This window comes from Methanoculleus receptaculi (genome assembly GCF_033472595.1).
GTDB classification, from domain to species: Archaea; Halobacteriota; Methanomicrobia; order Methanomicrobiales; family Methanoculleaceae; genus Methanoculleus; species Methanoculleus receptaculi.
In genome coordinates this window covers 1,256,801-1,274,505 of the sequence record NZ_CP137642.1, presented here as the reverse complement: position 1 = coordinate 1,274,505, position 17,705 = coordinate 1,256,801, and the positions used below count along the sequence as shown (strand labels likewise).

Here is a 17,705-nt window from a genome sequence, read left to right as displayed (position 1 = left end):
AGTTTCGCAAATGGCCTGCCGGTTGACTTAATGCCTGAAGATGCCAATATATTTAGCGTGGAGCACGAACCGGCGGTAAAAAAGGTCCTCTACTGGTGCGACCGCTGCAATGTTCCTCTCATCGGGCGCACATGCGGCTGCAGGGCAAGTTCAAGAGAGATAGCGCTGCTGCCGCCGCATGACGTCCGGCCCGCGCTTGCGGGAGATACAGATCTCATCAAACGTCTTCTTGCCGATCGATTTGGGGATATACCCCTCCCGCGCGTTGTGCTGCTCAACAAGACCGGTGGAATCGACAGGGCCGATCTTGTGATCGTGAACGGCGAACGGTTCGGTTGGCTCACGTTTGACCCAATCGCGCGACAATACAGCCTGGATATCACGCCAGAAGCGATCTCCTGGATCCTCCCGCACGCAACCAGCGGCGTCGTCGACCTTGAGACCGAGCCCGCGGTGCGCGCTCACAGGGGTCGTATCGGCGGGAAACGGTTTCCTCTTTCTACCCCCGTAACAGATGGGACGGTAATAATCACCTATAAAAATCGGTTTGGCACGGGGGTCGTCAGGGACGGCCAGATCCGGGTAAAAGAACTCCTCCCCGTTGAGCCCAGCATTCAGCCTGATCCGGGCTGGGAGACAGTGATAGAGAGAAACCGCTACCACTTGAAGAACCTGGAGCGCAACGCAGTTCGGACCATCAAAAAACACATGAACGACCGGCCGTGCGTGAACGTCTCGTTCTCCGGAGGCAAGGACAGCACCGCCGTCCTCCACCTAGCCCGGAAGGCCGGGGTGGAGAAGGCGTTCTTCATAGATACAGGGCTTGAGCTTCCCGAGACGGTGGAGTTCGCGGAGTCTCAGGGTATCGAGATCATCCGCAAAGGAGGTGACTTCTTCGAGGCGGTCAAGAAAGCCGGGCCGCCGGCGAAGGACCGCCGCTGGTGCTGCAAACTCCTGAAACTCCGGCCCTTGAAGATCTACCTGACCGGGACTGGGCCGTGCGTCACCATCCAGGGGAACCGCTGGTATGAGTCATGGAACCGCGCCGATCTCGACGAGACCAGCCAGAACCCGGCTAACCCGCTGCAGGTGAACGTCTCGCCGATCCGGAACTGGCGGGCGCTTGAGGTCTTCCTCTACCTCTGGTGGCAGGGTGTCCCCATAAACCCTCTATACGAGAAGGGACTTGAGCGGATTGGATGTTACCTCTGTCCGGCGGTGCTGGAGAGCGAGTACGAGATGCTGCGGGGGTTGCATCCGGAACTTACGGGGCCATGGGATGAGTTCCTGGCTCGCTGGGCGGAGAAGAACGGATTTCCGGAGACCTACCACCGGTGGGGGCTGTGGCGGTGGCGGGCTCTGCCCCCGAAGATGCGCGAGGTCTGCAGGGATCACGGCATCCCCCTCAACGACGATTTTACCCTGAAGGCGGCGACGCCAGAGGATGGAGCAGAGATGACAGAAACGAAGAGTCCAACAACTCGTGAAATTGAGTTTAACCCGGATGAGATCCGCAGAGACTTCCCGATCCTGGATGACGACATCATCTACCTCGATAACGCGGCGACTACGTTCTCACCGGAGACGGTGGTAGAGGCACTCGTCGAGTTTGAGCACCATTACAGGGCAAACGTCGGCCGGGGCGTCCACAGGCTGACACAGATAGCGACACAGCGCTACTGGCATGCCCACGAGAAGGTGGCCCGGTTTATCGGCGGCGGGGAGGGGATAACAGTATTTACGAAGAACACAACGGAAGCAATCAACATGGTCGCGCAGGGTCTCTCCTGGAGGCCTGGCGACCGTGTGGTAACCACCATCCTTGAGCACCACTCAAACCTTCTACCCTGGAGGGCGCTTGCGAAGCATGGGGTTGAGATCGATCTGATCGGGATCGATGCAGACTACGCGCTCGACCTTAACGCGCTGGAGGAGGTCCTCTCCGGCGGCAGTGTCAGGCTCGTTGCCGTGACACACGCCTCAAACGTCCTCGGGGTGACTACGCCTGTACCGGAGATCGCGCGGCTCTGCCGGGAGCACGGGGCGCTGCTCCTGGTGGATGCGGCGCAGTCGCTCCCGCATATGCCGGTCGACGTCTCAAGCCTCGATTGTGATTTCCTATGTTTCTCTGGGCACAAGATCTTCGGGCCGACGGGGACCGGTGTCCTCTGGATGAGGGAGGCTCTCATCGAGCCGCCGGTTCTCGGCGGCGGGATGGTCGCGAGCGTGACATCGGATGGCTACGTCCCGGCGGAGGGTTACCTCCGCTACGAAGCGGGAACGCCAAACATCGGCGGTGGTATTGCGCTCGGCGCCGCCGTGGACTACCTCTCGGCGATCGGGATGGATCGAATCCACCGCCACGAGGAGCGCCTGACAGCGCGGCTGATCGAGGGTCTCTCCGCAACTGAGGGCGTCAGGGTATATGCCGGAAAGAGGCCAGATGCCCGGATAGGGGTGGTCTCGTTCATCATCGATGGTGTTCACCCGCAGGAGGCCGCGCAGATGCTCGATGAGGAGGCGGATATCATGGTGCGTTCGGGGCACCACTGCTGCCAGCCGCTGATGGATTACCTGGGTCTCCCGGAGGGGACGGTCAGGGCAAGCCTGGCGGCATTCACGACGGAGCAGGAGATCGATCTCCTGATCGCGGCCGTCGATGAGATCAGCCGGGGACGGTAGAGCCGGATGTTGCGCCCCCCTGCTGGAGGCAGGCAGCGGGCAGTGGTAGCGGTCAAGAGATCCTCTCCAGCGCGGCATGTGGATCCATGAGAGGGGGAACTCCCCGACCCTTTCCGGGAGGTCACCCGCCCTCAATCCCTGAGATCCTCTCGGGGTGTGTAAAGACCGCCATATCCGGCGTCCCCGCAGACCCGACCAGGCAGAGACCGGCCTCTTTTGCAACATCCACCGCAAGCGCCGTTGGAAGATCGGTGGAGACCAGCACCGGGATGTTTGCTACCAGGCATTTCCGGACCATCTCGGAGGTGACCTGGCCGGTGCTGAGGACTGTCAGCCGGGAGAATTCCAGGTTACTCTTCAGCCCGTGACCGATCACACGGTCGAGGGCGTTATGCCGGTCGAGGTCGTTTGAGCAGACGATGATTCGGCCGCCGCCCGCGAGCGCCACCGTCTCAAGTCTTCCGGAACGAGGGAGAGCGGCGATGGCAGCCTCGATCTCCGGAACGGTGGCTGCAAGATCTGATCTGATTGCGGGCAGTTTCTGCGCGTCGATGTAGGAGACCGAGCCCCCGCACCCTGATAGAATGGTCTTTTTAACGCTGCCACGCCGGAAGGGGTTCTTCGTGAGGACGCTGATCCGGTTATCCTCGACCCTGATCGACTCTATATCATCGACTGTCCTGGCGATCTCCTCGGTGTAGAGGTAGCCGGTGATGAACTCCTGAAACCCGCCAGGGCTCAGGATCACAGTCGTCAGGTGGCGGCCATTGACAAAGACCGCTACCGGCGTCTCCTCTATAACCTTCCGGACAGCCTCTTCGCCACCGATCGTTATACAGTTGATCTCCCTGAACATGATTTGCCCACTCTGTGTACGCCGTGCGCCTGATCGATCCTTTCGGAAGATCATGCGCCCGGAAAGACCAATATCATGCCGGTATACACAGCAGAGGAAAAAACCTTTACAACACCACAACGGGCCGGAGGCAGAAACGATCTTTGGTTCTCGGGAAGCCTGGGTGGGATGGGGGCGACCGATCCTTAAGCCAGCCGCCCATTCGAAACCGCCGGACGACCCACCCGTAGTTACTTGAAGATATCGAAGATCTGGTCGCTTCCGGTTGAGGCAAGCCGTTCACGCTCGGCATGCTCTTCAACAAGCGCAAGTACCGGGAGTTCGAGGTTCACGCCAGGGGTGTGACCAAACATCTTCTCCATCTCGACCTGCAGAGCGTGCATGTAGAGCGAGTTCGGGATCTCCATCGGGCAGTCTTCCTCGCACTGGCCGCAGTTGATGCACGAGTCCGCCACGTGTGCGTAGCGGATCAGGTGGAACATAAACGGCACGGGGAGGACTCCCGGCGGGACCAGGTAGGACTTTTTCGTGCTGCATTCGACGCAGTAGCAGATCGGACAGTGCTCGATGCAGGCGTAGCACTTGGTGCACCGTGACGACTCTTCCATGATCTTCTGGAGGCGCTCCTTGCCCTCGCCCAGACCCTCAAAGTAACGCTTCCGCCACTTGTCGCCGAGTTTCAGCATCGAGTTCTCGACCTTCCCGCGGATCTCAACGCCCTTAGGGTTTGCAGGCTCGGTTGCAATGGCTCCGGCTTTCACGGCCATGTTCAGGAGGTCGGCGCCCTTATCGGAGCAGACCTCAACGAAGGTCGCCTTTCCGGCCTTATCGCCTATGACACCCCAGTTGCCGCAGGCAAGGTCCGCCTGGCGCGGGATCTTCATCTTGCAGCGGCGGCAGTTGGGACGACGGCCGTATCCCTCGTCCTCGAGTTCGTCCATCGAGATGCCCTTGTGCTGGCCGTCTTTAGTCTGGATGATGAACTGACCCTTGTCGATCTCTTCCTTGACAACATCGTTCGGGTCGACCCCGAACTTCTCGCGAATCATCTTACGGGCGGTCACTGGACTGACAGAACCGCCGCAGTTGACACCGATCATCAGGACGTTGTCCAGGTTGACCTGGTTGCGCTTTGCCAGTTCGTAGAGCCCCATCGCGTCGCAGCCCTTCACCGTGATCCCGATGCGCATATTCTCGGCGCCGTCAAGGTACCTCTTGAGAAGTTTTGAGAGGAGGAGCGTCCCGCAGTGGAGCGAGCCTGCCGTCTCAGCCATATCTGCAGGGTCAGTGATCAGTGTCGGGACGGCGTCGTAGATGTCCACACCTTTCTTCACCGCCAGCACGGCATCGACGATATCGTTCTCCAGGGCATACTTGAGCAGACCGGTCACCGCACCGCCGCACTCAGCGACGCCGGCAATATCGGGGCTCGTCGTCCAGGCGTATAGCATATCTCCCTTGGCTGCCATCTCACTGCACCTCCGTTATCTTCTCGACGGCAACCGCACTGTGCTTTAACTCCGGCATCTTCGACATCGGATCGAGCGCGGTGTTCGTCAGCTGGTTTACAGACCCCTTCCCGCTGAAGTGCATCGTCATCATCAGCACGCCGGGTCCGACCTCGTCGGTCACCCTGGCAATGGCCTCCGCCTCTCCGCGCCTGCCGCGGAGCCGGATCTTTTCTCCGTTCTTGATGTTAAGCCGCACTGCATCCTCCGTGTTGATCTGCACATAGGCTTCGGGCACCTCGTGGTTGAGGATCTTCGCCCGTCCGGTCTGCGTCCGGGTGTGATAGTGGAAGAGCAGCCGCCCCGTCATCAGGGTGAACGGATACTCCTCGTCAGCAACCTCCGCAGGAGGCCGATAATCGATACCGAAGAAGTGTCCAAGGCCGTCTGGCGACGAGAACTTCTCGCGGTGCAGGATCGGTGTTCCCGGGTGCTCCACGGTCGGGCAGGGCCAGTGCAGTGACTCGGGCTTTTCTATCCTCTCGTAGGAGATGCCGGCCATCGAGGGGGTGACCCGGCGCACGTCATTCCAGATATCCTCCGGCGAGTTGAAATCGAATCCCTTGAGCCCGAGCCTGTGGGCGAGGTCGACAAAGATCTCCCAGTCGGGCCTTGCCTCGCCCGGGGGTTCCACGGCCTTGCGGACACGGTTGAGACGCCGCTCGCCGCTGGTAAACGTCCCGTCCTTCTCGGCGAAGGAGGCGCCGGGCAGAATCACGTCGGCATACTTCGCAGTCTCGGTCATGAAGATGTCCTGCACAACAAGGAAGTCGAGTTTCTCAAGCGAGCGCATCACATGGTTCGAGTCCGGGTAGGAGACGACGGGGTTAAGCGCAAAGATGTACATCGCGCGGATCGGGTCGCCGCACTGGTTGATCTGCTCCACCAGGGTTGCACCGTATTCGCCTGGAAGCCCGGTGACACCCCAGAGTTCTTCCATACGCTTGCGGATGGTGTCGTCCTCGCACTTCTGGTAGCCGGAGTAGACGTTCGGGTAAGCACCCATGTCACAGGCGCCCTGGACATTGTTCTGACCACGGAGCGGGTTGACACCGGTTCCAGGCCTGCCGACGTTGCCGGTGAGCATAGCGAGGTTCCCGAGCGACCTGACGTTGTCAGTCCCGGTTGTAAGTTCCGTGATGCCGAGGCAATAGATGATCACGGCGTTATTTGCGCTGCCATAGATCTGTGCGATCTCCTTGATCCTCTCGGTGGGAACACCGGTGATCGACTCGACATCCGCGTAGTTCTCGACGGTCTTTTTAAGTTCCTCAAATCCAGTCGTCCTCTTCTCGATGAACTCCTTGTCATGGAGGTTCTGCTGGATGATCCAGTACATGATCGAGTTGATCAGGGCAATGTTTGTCGAGGGGTTATAGCGTACGTAATGGTCGGCCAGACGCGCTGTTGGGGTGTAGCGCGGGTCGCAGACGATGATGGTCTTCCCTGCCTTCTTGGCCTGAACAATCCGGCGCCCGACCAGCGGGTGTGCTTCAATGGGGTTCGACCCGATCATGAAGATGACATCGGCGTTCAGGATGTCTTCGAAGGGGTTTGTCGCGGCACCGGAGCCAAACGAGAGGGAAAGTCCGGCAACGGACGGCCCGTGGCAGATGCGCGCGCAGTTGTCAATGTTGTTCGTCTTGAAGGCCACCCTGGCGAGTTTCTGCATGATGTAGCATTCCTCGTTTGGTGTGCGGCACGAGACCTGGAAACCGAGGGATTTCGGCCCGTAGTTCTCGTAGGTCTCCTTGAACTTCGAGGCCACGAGGTCGAGCGCCTCATCCCAGGTCGCTTCGACAAATTCACCATTCTTCTTGATGAGCGGCTTTGTCAGCCTATCAGGGCTCTGGACGAACTCCCAGCAGGTCATTCCCTTGGGACATAGTTTCCCCTCGTTGATGGGGGTTCTCTTGTAGGGTTCGACCCCAACAAGCTTGCCATCGCTCACCACAAGGTTCAGCCCGCACCCAACACCACAGTAGGGGCAGGTTGTGTGAACGTAGCGCAATTTTTCACTGGTATCAGTCATTCACATTCTCCCGGTTGTTGCATTCAACGTGGGTTACCAAGCATGCCAGACATGCTCACAATAGGTTTACTCGACTCGATAGTATATAAGTTTAAACATATTATTTTAACATACCCGTTTATTTATGTTGTATAGTTAATCCTATGCGGTCTGAATCCACTCACTATATCTGACATTCACAGCAGGAACCACCGGATTGCGCTACAAAATAACATCTGACTGGTACGATATGATAACATTTCTGAGAGGATATACTTAATCCAGTTTACTCATACAAAATGTTTACAACTAGTGGTGATCAAACACTCTACGTGCAACCGAGACTGAATCATACATGGGAAGACATCGAGGCGCGTCTCAGGGAGAAGGGTACATCTCCGGAGTTGATTGAAAACTTCAGGCGATGCATAGAGTTTCACACATACCCTGCTCCGGGTCTCCTGGTCGGTGTCTACATGGTGGACTACGCCCTGGAACTCCTGAAGCCGCCTGAGGGTAGGAAGATCTACGCCGTCTGCGAGACTACAAAGTGCCTGCCTGACGCTCTGCAGGTGATGGCTCACTGCACGACCGGCAACCATCGCCTCCGCGTGATCCCTATCGGGAAATTTGCTATAACCTTAAACGGCCCGGCCGACGCCCCCTACGTGAACGGTGTCCGGGTCTTCGTCGACGGCGATAAGATACAGCGGTATCCTACGTTTGCTCTCTGGTACACGAAGGACCCGCTCTTTGACCCCAGAACACGGGGTACCGCGCTGATAGACGAGATCATCGATGCGGGGCGGGATCTCCTTTCACATGAGCAGGTGCGCGTGAAGGTTCCCCAGAAATTGCCATGGAAATCTGCGGTCTGCTCCATCTGCGGCGAGATAGTTCCCGACAACATGCTTGTCAACGGTGTCTGCAGCGACTGCCGGTCACAATCCTACTATGAGAAGGTCACCTGCTGAGATTTGGCATCCCAAACGATGGAAGACCTGAATCCCGTCGGCACAGAAGGCATCAGATGGAACTCTCACCTATAGGGCTCGTGCATTCAAGCATCCGATCCAGGAGCGATATGCCCCTCCAGGGCGTCAGTGCGGAGGTTGAGATCTTTCCAGGGTACGTAGCCGGGCTCGAGGGTATCGAGGATAACTCGCACCTGATACTGATCTGCTGGCTGCACCGGGCGGACAGGAGCGTCCTGAAGGCGGTCGCACGGAAGATCTCAGACGACTTACCGGAGAAGGGCGTTTTCTCTCTCCGTTCGCCGGCACGGCCAAACCCCCTCTCGATCTCCGTGGTGCGACTGTTCGGTGTGCGCGAAGGCCGATACCTTCTGCTTGAACACCTCGACCTTATCGATGGGACACCTGTTATCGATATCAAACCTTACCAGCCGGGGTGGGACTGTGTCTTTTCCGCAGCCGGGCATGACCGAACGGAAAAGATCCGGAGGATGGAACCACGCGACTATCGCTCCAGCCTCATCCGTGAGGCCGTGAACTACCACGGAGATGTCTGCCGTGGTGTGGCTATCGGGGTGCGGATCACAGAAGCGGCGACGCGCATACTTGACTGCGACCTGCGACACCCCGGTGTCGTCGTCGCGCCAGGAGCCGACCCCTGCATCCTCGACGCGCTCATCGGTATCACCGGCGCGACGCCGGGAAACCAGCGGCTGAGGTGCTCGGAAGGTAGACGTTACGCTGTTTCCTCTTCCGAAAAGGAGGTTGTCTTCCGTCTCCTGGCCGCTCCTCAGAGTGTCGATGATATATTTGCAGCCGGGGAAACGTCGCTCTTTGAGTGCGCGGTTCACAACCGGCCGCAACCGAAATAACCAGTAACCAACGGTGTCCAGAGATGACCCACAGGTACCTGAACCTTACACCGCTTTCCAGGGCGCTTGCGGTCATGCGGCAGAAGTTCCCACCGCCCGGGGGCGCGGAGAGCGTGCCGCTGCAACTCGCCGTAGGAAGGGTGACCGCCGAACCGATCTACGCCGTCTATTCCGTCCCAATGGTCGACATCGCGAAGTTTGATGGCTACGCGGTGAGGAGTGGCGAGACGCTCGGAGCGCAGGACCAGCGGCCCCTGACACTTACCAATTATTCCCGTATAAACACCGGCGAGGTGCTCCCCCCGGCGTTTGACGCCGTGATCATGGTCGAGGATACCTGGGAAGAAAACGGCCGGGTATGGATCCGGAAATCTGCCGCCAGGGGACAGAACATCCGTCGGGCGGGTGAGGATATCCGGGCGGGCGAACTCGTACTCCCGAAGGGCCACCAGATCCGGCCTTTCGACATAGGTGCAGTCGCGACCTACGGTATAAACAGTGTTATGGTGCGGGCGGTCAGGGTCGGTATCATCCCGACGGGGAGCGACCTTGTTCCGCCCGGCACGCTGCCACGTCCGGGGCAGACGGTCGAGACAAACAGCCTGATGGCAGATGCCTATCTCAGCGGTATGGGTGCCACCTGCCGCCGCTACGGGGTTGTGCCGGACGAGCCGCACCGGATCCGGGAGGCGGTGGCTGAAGCGGTCGCCGAGAACGATCTCGTCCTCCTCTCAGCAGGGACTTCGACGGGCAGTCGCGACTTCTCCCGTGAAGCCGTCGCCGAACTCGGTGAGATACTCTTCCACGGCATCGCCATGAGGCCAGGAAAACCGGTGCTGCTCGCGGATCTCGACGGGAAACCGGTGTTCGGGATGCCAGGGTATCCTGTTTCGGCGCAGACCGTTCTCCGGGAGGTTGTCGCGAACCTGCTTGTGTGGTGGGGGCTTGCACCCCCGCCCGTTGCGGAGACGGATGCCCGGCTGGCCAGCAGGCTGGCATCAGATCTCGGGTTCGATGAGTTCGTACCGGTCTCGGTCGGCCGGGTGAACGGCACATGCTGGGCAACACCACACCCAAGGGGTGGCGGCATCCAGATGGCGGTGGTCAGGGCAAACGGTTATCTCCATGTCCCTGCCTGGCGCGAGGGGATCGAGGCAGGGGAGGTGGTGCGTGTCAGTCTCACCGCTCCATCAGCCACGGTCGCGCGGACTGTTGTCTGTGTCGGGAAGCGTGACCCGGCCATCGCTGAACTTGGAAACCGGCTGCAGGATTCTGGCTACCTGCTCCACTGCTGCAACGCCTCGACGATGGGAGCGGTGCTGGCCCTGCGGGCAAACACCTGTCATGCGGCATCGATTGTTCTCCCGGATACGGAATCCGCCTGGAACGACCAGGTGTTCCGCTATCTACCCGGCGTGAACCTCCTGCGGCTGCCGCTCGCCAGGACGGAACTCGGGATCGCCTCAACCGGTGAATTAGATCCAGAGAGGCTTGCTTTGCTGAGGGTTGCCAACCGCCCGAAGAGCCAGGCGGCACAGGTTCTCCTTGATGCCTGGCTTGAGAAGGAGGGGATTGGTTATCCCCATCAGGACCAGGACCTGGCAGCCGGTGCAAAGGTGTGGGTCTGCGCGGGCGCGGAGGCGCGGGAGGCGGGGCTCAGTTTTATCCCGATCGGTTATGAGTCCTGCAATCTGGTGATCAGGGGGGAGGTTGCCTCAGAGGAGGGCATTGCGGCCCTCATCTGCACAGCAAGGTCACAGGAATTCCGCGCGTATCTTCGGACAATCGGGCGGGAACCAGCAGGGGGCCCCGGCGATGAACCGCTCCCTGCCCGGGACGCTGCACCTGCTCGAAACCAATAACTGTTTTTTTGACATGACCCTACCTCATGCGAGTAAGCGAACAGACACGTGACCAGGTCATGGCGGTTCTCCGGCGACTGCTGGAGGCTGCCGGCAGGAAAGACGCCGGCGGGATCCTGGCGCTCACCGACGCCGATTTCCGTGGTTTCTGGGGTGTTCCCGGCGAAAAGGTGATCGGTAAGGAGGCGTTACGCCGGCACCTTGAACGTGTTTTTACGCAGGTGGATACGGTCACGCTTGAGTTCTCCAGCGTCCATATCGGCGCCGAGGGGACGGTCGCCTGGGTCATGGCCGATGTGACCTGCAACCTGGTCAGGGGTGGAGCCGGGCAGACCATGGATGGGCTGGTGACCGCGGTCCTTCGGGGGACGGGGCACGCCTGGATCTTTGCTCAGATACACTGCTCATTTCCGGCGATCCGGGGCAGGTAGGATGGCAAACCGGCCCAGGCTCAGATGCAGAGTCTCACGACTCCTGGTCGATCGGAGCCTGCGCAAAGATGAGCAGGTCGGCGCCTTCTGCGTCACTAAGGATCAGTCGATCGCCTTCCACACGCCAGGTGGAGACGTTTCCGAGGAGGCCGAGGTAGCGCGACTCCTGCTCCATGACGCCTTCTGGCTCCTCACAGTACATGAGGGTGGTAAAGAGCGTTGAGACCGATAGGTTCGACCCGTCAAGCGTGTAGCCGCCACCGTAGTGGTTGCAACCAGCGGAACCACTGACATTTCCATCAGCGCTGAAGACGGCCGTGACTGTAGTGCCGGCGATCACGGAGGAGACCGCCTCCTTCCCGGGTATGCTGTAGGACTGAAGTAACCAGAGGGTCCCCGTGAAGGGTGCAGGCGTCACCTCCGGAGCCTGCGCAAAGATGAGCAGGTCGGCGCCTTCTGCATCACTAAGGATCAGTCGATCGCCTTCCACACGCCAGGTGGAGACCTCTGTCAGGAGGGTGAGATACCGGTTTTCCTGCTCCATGATGCCCGGAGGTTCACTGCAGTACATCTTTGTGCTGCCTGGCGGTTCGATGGTGAGGTTTGCACCCTCGAGATGGTAGACTGTCCCGTATGAGTTGCAACCAGCGGAACCGGCAAGGCTGCCATCGTCATTGAAACTGGCTGTAATCTCTGTCCCGGGCAGGGCGGGAACGAGCGTGCCGTTTCCGGCAACGTACGAGCCGAGAGTCCAGGCAGTCCCGGCGAGGCTGGGTGCTGGAGAGGGTGTTGATCCATCATCGATGCAGCCCGCGGTGATGATGCACGCCGCGGCGATGACAAACAGAGACGCCGCCACAGCGATGGTGTCCCTGCTCCTTCTTCTGTTTGGTGCCATACATCACCATATTGGTTTGGGTGGATGATAAGCGGATTGTAAACTACGGGAAAATTCGAACCTATGCGTGCTCAGTTTACCAAACCAGACAATCAGGGTGGTTATCCAGATCCGGTCACTGCCTGTGCCAATCCATTCCGGCGAGGGAGAACTCACAGCCGCGCAGCTGAACCTGAAACAGCGTCTCAACATGCGGTCATTCCCTGATGAGGTTCTGGCATACCGCCGCTGCGGCAGCAATATCCGTGTGTTGAATGGTTTTACTTCTTCATCTACCGGTTGCTTTCCTATTGAACGTTCAGCGGAGGTCTTCACGACCATCCGATGGGCATTGGAGGGGGAAACTTTCATGCCAGATGCATCTTAAAGTCATAACTGACTTTTTATCAGGGGAAATTAAATGGTTTTATTTACCGGACAGCGCGGGACAGGGGATGCGGCACCCGATCCATCCTCAGGTGCACCTGGCACAGGCGGTTACAGGAGACTGAACCGGCGGTGCATGATCTCGATCTACATCAATTACGGCATATGGTATGCGATCCTCCTCGCGATCTGCACTTTTCTTGCGACCTTTTCGCAGAACCTCTCTGACCCCTATTACGAGATCGCCCGACTTGCCCTGCTGGGGGTTCCGGCGGCCGTCCTGGTGTATGTGGTGGTGGCCCCGCCGGTCTTTTACACACGATACCGCTACAGGATCACCGACGACCGGGTCGAAGTGCGTCGCGGCGTCCTGGTGATACGCCACACCCTGGTGCCGATCGAGAGGGTGCACCAGGTGGAGATCACCAGGGGCCCGATCAAAAACCTGCTCGGTCTTGCAGACGTTGCCATCACCACCGCAGGAGGCGTAGCCACCATCAATTACCTGGAACTCGAGGAGGCGGAGAGGGTTGCCGAACTTCTCAACAAACTGATCGGGGAGATGCTGCGGGAGAGGCTGCAGGCACCCGCATCATCGGTGACGGGGTCAGCAGACGAATGACCGGAAGAGATCGCGAGACCCCGGCTCGCAGCAGCGCCGCGAGAGAGCAGTCGACCGATGATCGAGCTGCTGCAGACCATCCCGGCACCGCCACCCGCACGGGTGAGATGGAGATCTGGGGGAAACGGGTTCGGTGTCATCCAGGGATCATCGTTGAAAAAACACTTCCATTCGCTTCGATTCTGTTTATTCTCATCATCACGCTGGTCGGCAGACCGGCGGCAGCAGCCGCACTTGCGGTTGTATTCATCGCGGTGGTGTTCATCAACTACAGGATCTGGAGCCGGACAACCATCCAGTTTGACGATACCGGCGTGGTGGTGGAGCGGGATACCATCTTTAAGAGGAAGAAGACGATCCCTTACTCGAAGGTAGCATCGGTCAACATAAACCGTGGCATTACAAACAGACTGCTTGGAACATCGAGTCTGTTGATCAACATCAACTCTGGGAGCGGTGCCACGGTGCCGGAGGCCGTCCTGACGTTTGAGCAGGACCTGGCGGAGAGCATACGTTCGGCGATACTGCACCGCCTCTACACCCATAGTGAGGATCAGGATGACGGGGATGAACCGGTCGAAATGCCGGCATTGTTCTCCCCGCTTGATGTGATCCTTCACGGTCTCTTCAACGTATCGACCTACCAGACCCTCTTCGGTCTCTTCTTCCTGGTCTACTCCGTCTTTCAGTTCTACGTCTCCGCGGGAACCGATGGCGGTAGCACCGGGGCAGTGGTCTCGTTCCTGATCTTTGCTGCTATGCTGGTGGCCCCCATCGTATCTCAGATCTTTTACTACTACAACTACCGGGTCTACCGCAGGGGTGATACGATATACCTGCAGCACGGACTGATCCGTAGTTACAGGACTTCGTTTGACGTCTCCAGGATCAACGCCGTCCGCGTCAAGAGCACCCTCGCGGCCAGGCTGATGCACAGGTCATGCATCGAGGCTGAGGTGGTGGGACTTGCGTCCGGGAAAGGGCAGAGCCTGCGCCCCGTTCTCTGTCTCCTGAAGGACGATGCAACGCAGCAGACGCTTCTCCGGGAACTGGTGCCAGAGTTTGTCTACGACCGCAAACCAAAGAAACAGCCCGAAGGCGCAGCGAGAGTGCTCCTGATCGAAGCTGGTGCGGCTTCTCTCGCCCTCGCTCTGGTGATGATCTACCCCTCCATCTACCTATACCGCAGGGCTATGACCGCGACCGGGATCGCCGGGCTTACCATGCCCTATATACTGCCCGTGATCACGATCTCTCTCATCCTGGCGATATTCTATGCCGTTTACGTCTCATACAGGATCACAGACCTGGATCTCGGAGATAACCTCTTCTCATTTGTGAACGGTGCAGTCGATCGCGAGACCGTCACGATGAACTACGACAGGGTTCAGATGGTGGTTACTGCTAAAGGCCCGATCGCCAGGCTATTCGACGTTGCCAGGAGCAACATCTATCTGCTCTCTTCCATAGGGGGTTCAAGCATAACCTCCGGTTATTTCCACGAGAGTGACCTCAACGCCATAGGCGAGATCGTGATGGAGCGGATTGCAAGCGGTGACTACGATTACCGTAAGAACAGTCTCTGAGGGGGGACTGTGAGGGCAGCCTCCTCACTCTCTCCTCTCCACGCTGACCTTCAGCCCTTCGTTATCAACCGTGGTCGAGATGGCGATCCGGAGACCGAGATCTGCCAGGATCTCCGCCACCTCCACCTCAGGGCGACCGGTGATGATGGCGATTGCAGGGCCCACCGAACTCATGCCGACGAACTCGAGCCCCGCGCCGCGGAGCGCGGCCATGTAACGGTAGATCTCAAACCCGTGATGCTCCACCTCGGCGCGCTTGGAGCCGCGGAACTCAATCTCCCAGATGACCTCGCCGATCTTCTCCAGGTTGCCACCTTCCAGCGCCGGGATGAGGTCCATCATAACCATGTATGCCTTCAACTCGCGGTCACGGTAGTCAAGCGTCCGCGCCCTGTTCATCAGGAGGTCAAACTCCTTCTCGCCGGCCGAGGATATCCTGGACGGCGGGATGACGATATAGAGCCGTTTCCCCTCTGCAAAGGTGTGGCGGTAGACGAGCGTCAGGTCATCGCCCATAACCGCCATCCCACCGTATGTGCTCGCGGCGGGTCCGACCCCCGTCTCGAACCCGAACGCCACGTTCCCGTCCACCGTCTCCTCGACGAAGTTGCTGCCGAGGAGGAGGCGGAGGTTGTCGGCTGTCAGCGGCGATCCCACCGCTGTGTTGAGGGCGTTTGCAACCGCGATCAGGATGGTGCTCGTGGATCCAAGCCCGACGTGCTCGTAGCTGTGGTCGCGTGCACGGATCTTAAATCCGCCCTTATAACCTACGACCTGACGGAACACCTCGGTGAAGTGCCGCAGGATCGGTTCGCGTGAGTAGTCAATCTCGGTCCCAGAATCGGTGCACTCGACCTCGGCTGTACAGTAGACGCTGATGGCAAACCCGATCCCGCCTCCACCAGGACGGTCGGGGGCGAACCGGTTCATGTCGAGCACGGCGAGGTGAATCCTCGCCGGGGCGCGTACGGTGACCGTACCGGAGACCGGGGTGAGCCGGTAATCATTCTGGAGGCCGCACGTCCGGATGTTTTCACCCGGGGAGAAGGAGGTAAACTCATACTCGATGAGGTCGAGGTCCCCACCCCGGATCTTCATAACAGACATTCTGCTACCGGGTTAGCGTGCGCGGTCAAAGAAGATATTCTTTCCAGATGCCCTGAGCGGGATGCCGTAGGCCACCCCGCACCCCTCCAGCCAGCCGAGCGCGAGCGCCCCCACACCAACTGAGTACATGACCCGGTTATCGACGTTGTGTATGCTCGCGGTCTTTACCGCAGAACCGACCGCGATCCCGAGGTCAGCCATCCTGACGGCACAGTTCGGGCCCTGAAATGGAGTTGCCGTATGAGATCTCTCGCGCTGCGCATCGAGCATCTCCGCGCAGGTGGCATACCCGCACGCACCGCAGTTCAGACCCACACTCTCCTGCAGCAGTGAGCCGATGAGAAGACAGGCATCGCTTGCTGCGACGTTCGCCGCATCCCTTATGAAGAACCCGGTCTTGTGCTTCTCCCCGTAGTCCTGCATCGCTGCGGCAAGCCGCATCTTCTCCTCACTGGCAACGATCATCGTCTTGATGACGTCGGTGCCGGTCGCTTTCGGGGCGGTGCGAGCGGAGAGCGCCATAAGATGGGCAACCATCTCTACAGCGTCTGATTCATAATTCATGAGAGTACGTGGCACCACCTCAAGATAAGTGTATGCACAAGTTAACCGCAATACATAAGATCAGGGGCAGGCAAACCCGGACCGGCCGTCTGGAGGGGCGCCCGGCTCCATGATCCAGACGCACACGCATTACCGGGTTGCTGGTTTGACGGCCTTCCCTGGAAACCCGGTCCTGAACCCGACACCCTCAAACGCGGCAACCAGGCGATCCCCGGAGTAGACATCGACGGCATATACCGAGGTCATCTCCCCTTCCGAGACCCTGCGGGCTACCGCCTCCAGGGAATCCCCCGCTGGAACAGAGAAGTAGCGGATATGAGCGGAGATCGCGATCTGATCGATTCCCTCCATGTTTGCCGCTATGCCAAAGGCATGGTCGGCGATGGCAAAGATCGCGCCGCCGTGGGTTGTGCCGTGAGCGTTCCTGGTGCCCCTGATTGGCATCGTCACCCGGACACGCCCATCCTCGATCCCGGTGACCACCATACCCAGCATGCGGGCAAACTCACAGGAATCTGACCGCCGCACCGCCTCGATGTAATCCTCCGGGATGGATGCAGAACCATTCATGATCAGGCCGCCTCACCTGTATTCCCGCTTCGTGTATGTGGCATCGCCTGCCTCGCCGCCGGAACGAACGATGTAGAACCACTCCCACAGCGACCTGATAGTCCCGAACTGCTGGTAGCGCCGCATCGAGAATCCCACCTTCAGACCCGGATCCAGGTGGACCTTCCCGAGTTTGCGCATCCGCTGCGCGATCTCCAGGTCGTCCCCGGCGTCGATGCAGCGGTACATCCCGGCCCGGATGAAAGCCTCCCGGTCAAACGCCGTGTTGCATCCGAGGGTGAAATAGATCGTCCTGGTATAGTATCCCAGGCGGGAGAAGGCGTTTGCACCGAGGAGCGATAACCGGTTCCGGAGACCGTCCTCGATCGGGTAGACCGTGCCGTATAACTGGACTATATCATGCGCTGAGAAGTTACGCTCGATCCGCTCCACCCAGTCCCGCGGGATGATGCAGTCTGCATCCGTCGTGGCTATTATATCCCCCGATGCGGCCATCGCGCCGTCGTTCCGTGCCCCGCCCACCCGTTTGCTCGTCTGGATGAAGACCTGATCTGCCAGGGGTTCTGCCAGGTCGCGCGTCCTGTCCTTAGAGTTTCCGTCAACGACTATGATCTCATAGTTCTTCCTCGGCACCGTCTGGTCGGCGAGCGACCGCAGGCAGCGCTCGATGTTCTGCTCTTCGTTATAGGTTGGAACAACTACGGAGATCATCACTCGATCCACCTTGCGGTACAGTTATTGCCGGCATCGTGGCATAAGCCTGATGCCCGTCCTGCAAAGACCGTCCGGCCGTCCG

Annotated in this window: 15 protein-coding genes; 7 read left to right on the top strand and 8 right to left on the bottom strand. The window is 59.3% G+C overall.

Annotated elements, in window-relative coordinates; all coding sequences use genetic code 11:
* Window positions 1-30: 30 nt before the first annotated feature.
* The gene (locus tag R6Y96_RS06480; protein WP_318620433.1) at window positions 31-2,682 is read left to right on the top strand and encodes an aminotransferase class V-fold PLP-dependent enzyme; all 2,652 of its coding nucleotides are present in this window, start codon (window positions 31-33) and stop codon (window positions 2,680-2,682) included.
* A gap of 121 nt (window positions 2,683-2,803) precedes the next feature.
* Here R6Y96_RS06480 and R6Y96_RS06475 read toward each other — a convergent pair whose 3' ends face one another.
* From R6Y96_RS06475 to fdhF, 3 genes are all read right to left on the bottom strand, one after another.
* On the bottom strand, window positions 2,804-3,538 hold the full coding sequence (locus tag R6Y96_RS06475; protein WP_318620432.1) for a formate dehydrogenase accessory sulfurtransferase FdhD: 735 nt from the start codon (window positions 3,536-3,538) through the stop codon (window positions 2,804-2,806).
* A gap of 230 nt (window positions 3,539-3,768) precedes the next feature.
* A complete protein-coding gene (locus R6Y96_RS06470; RefSeq protein WP_318620431.1) occupies window positions 3,769-5,007 on the bottom strand; it encodes a Coenzyme F420 hydrogenase/dehydrogenase, beta subunit C-terminal domain in 1,239 nt (412 codons plus the stop codon).
* Window position 5,008: 1 nt separating this feature from the next.
* Window positions 5,009-7,078, bottom strand: coding sequence for a formate dehydrogenase subunit alpha (fdhF, locus tag R6Y96_RS06465; RefSeq protein WP_318620429.1), 2,070 nt, complete (start codon window positions 7,076-7,078; stop codon window positions 5,009-5,011).
* Window positions 7,079-7,389: 311 nt separating this feature from the next.
* Here fdhF and R6Y96_RS06460 point away from each other — a divergent pair, with 311 nt between their 5' ends.
* The 4 genes from R6Y96_RS06460 to R6Y96_RS06445 are packed head-to-tail and all read left to right on the top strand — an operon-like array spanning window position 7,390 to window position 11,196.
* A complete protein-coding gene (locus tag R6Y96_RS06460; RefSeq protein ID WP_318620428.1) occupies window positions 7,390-8,031 on the top strand; it encodes an FmdE family protein in 642 nt (213 codons plus the stop codon).
* 56 nt (window positions 8,032-8,087) lie between these two features.
* Window positions 8,088-8,903, top strand: coding sequence for a tRNA (N6-threonylcarbamoyladenosine(37)-N6)-methyltransferase TrmO (tsaA, locus tag R6Y96_RS06455; RefSeq protein ID WP_318620427.1), 816 nt, complete (start codon window positions 8,088-8,090; stop codon window positions 8,901-8,903).
* A 23-nt stretch (window positions 8,904-8,926) separates the two neighbouring features.
* Window positions 8,927-10,765: a molybdopterin-binding protein gene (locus tag R6Y96_RS06450; protein WP_318620426.1), complete on the top strand. Its 1,839-nt coding sequence runs from the start codon at window positions 8,927-8,929 to the stop codon at window positions 10,763-10,765.
* A 26-nt stretch (window positions 10,766-10,791) separates the two neighbouring features.
* Window positions 10,792-11,196: a nuclear transport factor 2 family protein gene (locus tag R6Y96_RS06445; RefSeq protein WP_318620425.1), complete on the top strand. Its 405-nt coding sequence runs from the start codon at window positions 10,792-10,794 to the stop codon at window positions 11,194-11,196.
* A 34-nt stretch (window positions 11,197-11,230) separates the two neighbouring features.
* On the opposite strand, the gene R6Y96_RS06440 is transcribed toward R6Y96_RS06445, so the two are convergent.
* A complete protein-coding gene (locus R6Y96_RS06440) occupies window positions 11,231-12,094 on the bottom strand; it encodes an META domain-containing protein (protein ID WP_318620424.1) in 864 nt (287 codons plus the stop codon).
* Between the two features lie 400 nt (window positions 12,095-12,494).
* Between R6Y96_RS06440 and R6Y96_RS06435 the strand changes: the two genes are divergently transcribed.
* Window positions 12,495-13,082, top strand: coding sequence for a PH domain-containing protein (locus R6Y96_RS06435; protein ID WP_318620423.1), 588 nt, complete (start codon window positions 12,495-12,497; stop codon window positions 13,080-13,082).
* Window positions 13,079-14,668 (top strand): PH domain-containing protein, encoded by a 1,590-nt coding sequence (locus R6Y96_RS06430; RefSeq protein WP_318620422.1) that lies wholly within the window; start codon window positions 13,079-13,081, stop codon window positions 14,666-14,668. The genes R6Y96_RS06435 and R6Y96_RS06430 overlap by 4 nt, the downstream gene beginning before the upstream one ends.
* Window positions 14,669-14,692: 24 nt before the next feature.
* On the opposite strand, the gene R6Y96_RS06425 is transcribed toward R6Y96_RS06430, so the two are convergent.
* The 4 genes from R6Y96_RS06425 to R6Y96_RS06410 form a co-directional block, all read right to left on the bottom strand.
* Complete coding sequence (locus tag R6Y96_RS06425; protein ID WP_318620420.1) at window positions 14,693-15,775, bottom strand: GHMP family kinase ATP-binding protein; 1,083 nt, start codon at window positions 15,773-15,775, stop codon at window positions 14,693-14,695.
* A gap of 12 nt (window positions 15,776-15,787) precedes the next feature.
* Window positions 15,788-16,339 carry a ferredoxin domain-containing protein gene (locus R6Y96_RS06420; protein WP_318620418.1) on the bottom strand — a complete coding sequence of 184 codons (552 nt, stop codon included), beginning with the start codon at window positions 16,337-16,339 and terminating at the stop codon, window positions 15,788-15,790.
* 129 nt (window positions 16,340-16,468) lie between these two features.
* Window positions 16,469-16,909 (bottom strand): PaaI family thioesterase, encoded by a 441-nt coding sequence (locus tag R6Y96_RS06415; RefSeq protein ID WP_318620417.1) that lies wholly within the window; start codon window positions 16,907-16,909, stop codon window positions 16,469-16,471.
* Window positions 16,910-16,921: 12 nt separating this feature from the next.
* Complete coding sequence (locus tag R6Y96_RS06410) at window positions 16,922-17,620, bottom strand: glycosyltransferase (RefSeq protein WP_318620416.1); 699 nt, start codon at window positions 17,618-17,620, stop codon at window positions 16,922-16,924.
* Window positions 17,621-17,705: the final 85 nt, after the last annotated feature.

Coding starts and splice junctions, on each gene's coding strand:
- R6Y96_RS06480 (WP_318620433.1), top strand. CDS start 31: ATGCCTGAAGATGCCAATATATTTAGCGTGGAGCACGAACCGGCGGTA.
- R6Y96_RS06475 (WP_318620432.1), bottom strand. CDS start 3,538: ATGTTCAGGGAGATCAACTGTATAACGATCGGTGGCGAAGAGGCTGTC.
- R6Y96_RS06470 (WP_318620431.1), bottom strand. CDS start 5,007: ATGGCAGCCAAGGGAGATATGCTATACGCCTGGACGACGAGCCCCGAT.
- fdhF (WP_318620429.1), bottom strand. CDS start 7,078: ATGACTGATACCAGTGAAAAATTGCGCTACGTTCACACAACCTGCCCC.
- tsaA (WP_318620427.1), top strand. CDS start 8,088: ATGGAACTCTCACCTATAGGGCTCGTGCATTCAAGCATCCGATCCAGG.
- R6Y96_RS06450 (WP_318620426.1), top strand. CDS start 8,927: ATGACCCACAGGTACCTGAACCTTACACCGCTTTCCAGGGCGCTTGCG.
- R6Y96_RS06445 (WP_318620425.1), top strand. CDS start 10,792: ATGCGAGTAAGCGAACAGACACGTGACCAGGTCATGGCGGTTCTCCGG.
- R6Y96_RS06440 (WP_318620424.1), bottom strand. CDS start 12,094: ATGGCACCAAACAGAAGAAGGAGCAGGGACACCATCGCTGTGGCGGCG.
- R6Y96_RS06435 (WP_318620423.1), top strand. CDS start 12,495: ATGGTTTTATTTACCGGACAGCGCGGGACAGGGGATGCGGCACCCGAT.
- R6Y96_RS06430 (WP_318620422.1), top strand. CDS start 13,079: ATGACCGGAAGAGATCGCGAGACCCCGGCTCGCAGCAGCGCCGCGAGA.
- R6Y96_RS06425 (WP_318620420.1), bottom strand. CDS start 15,775: ATGTCTGTTATGAAGATCCGGGGTGGGGACCTCGACCTCATCGAGTAT.
- R6Y96_RS06420 (WP_318620418.1), bottom strand. CDS start 16,339: ATGAATTATGAATCAGACGCTGTAGAGATGGTTGCCCATCTTATGGCG.
- R6Y96_RS06415 (WP_318620417.1), bottom strand. CDS start 16,909: ATGAATGGTTCTGCATCCATCCCGGAGGATTACATCGAGGCGGTGCGG.
- R6Y96_RS06410 (WP_318620416.1), bottom strand. CDS start 17,620: ATGATCTCCGTAGTTGTTCCAACCTATAACGAAGAGCAGAACATCGAG.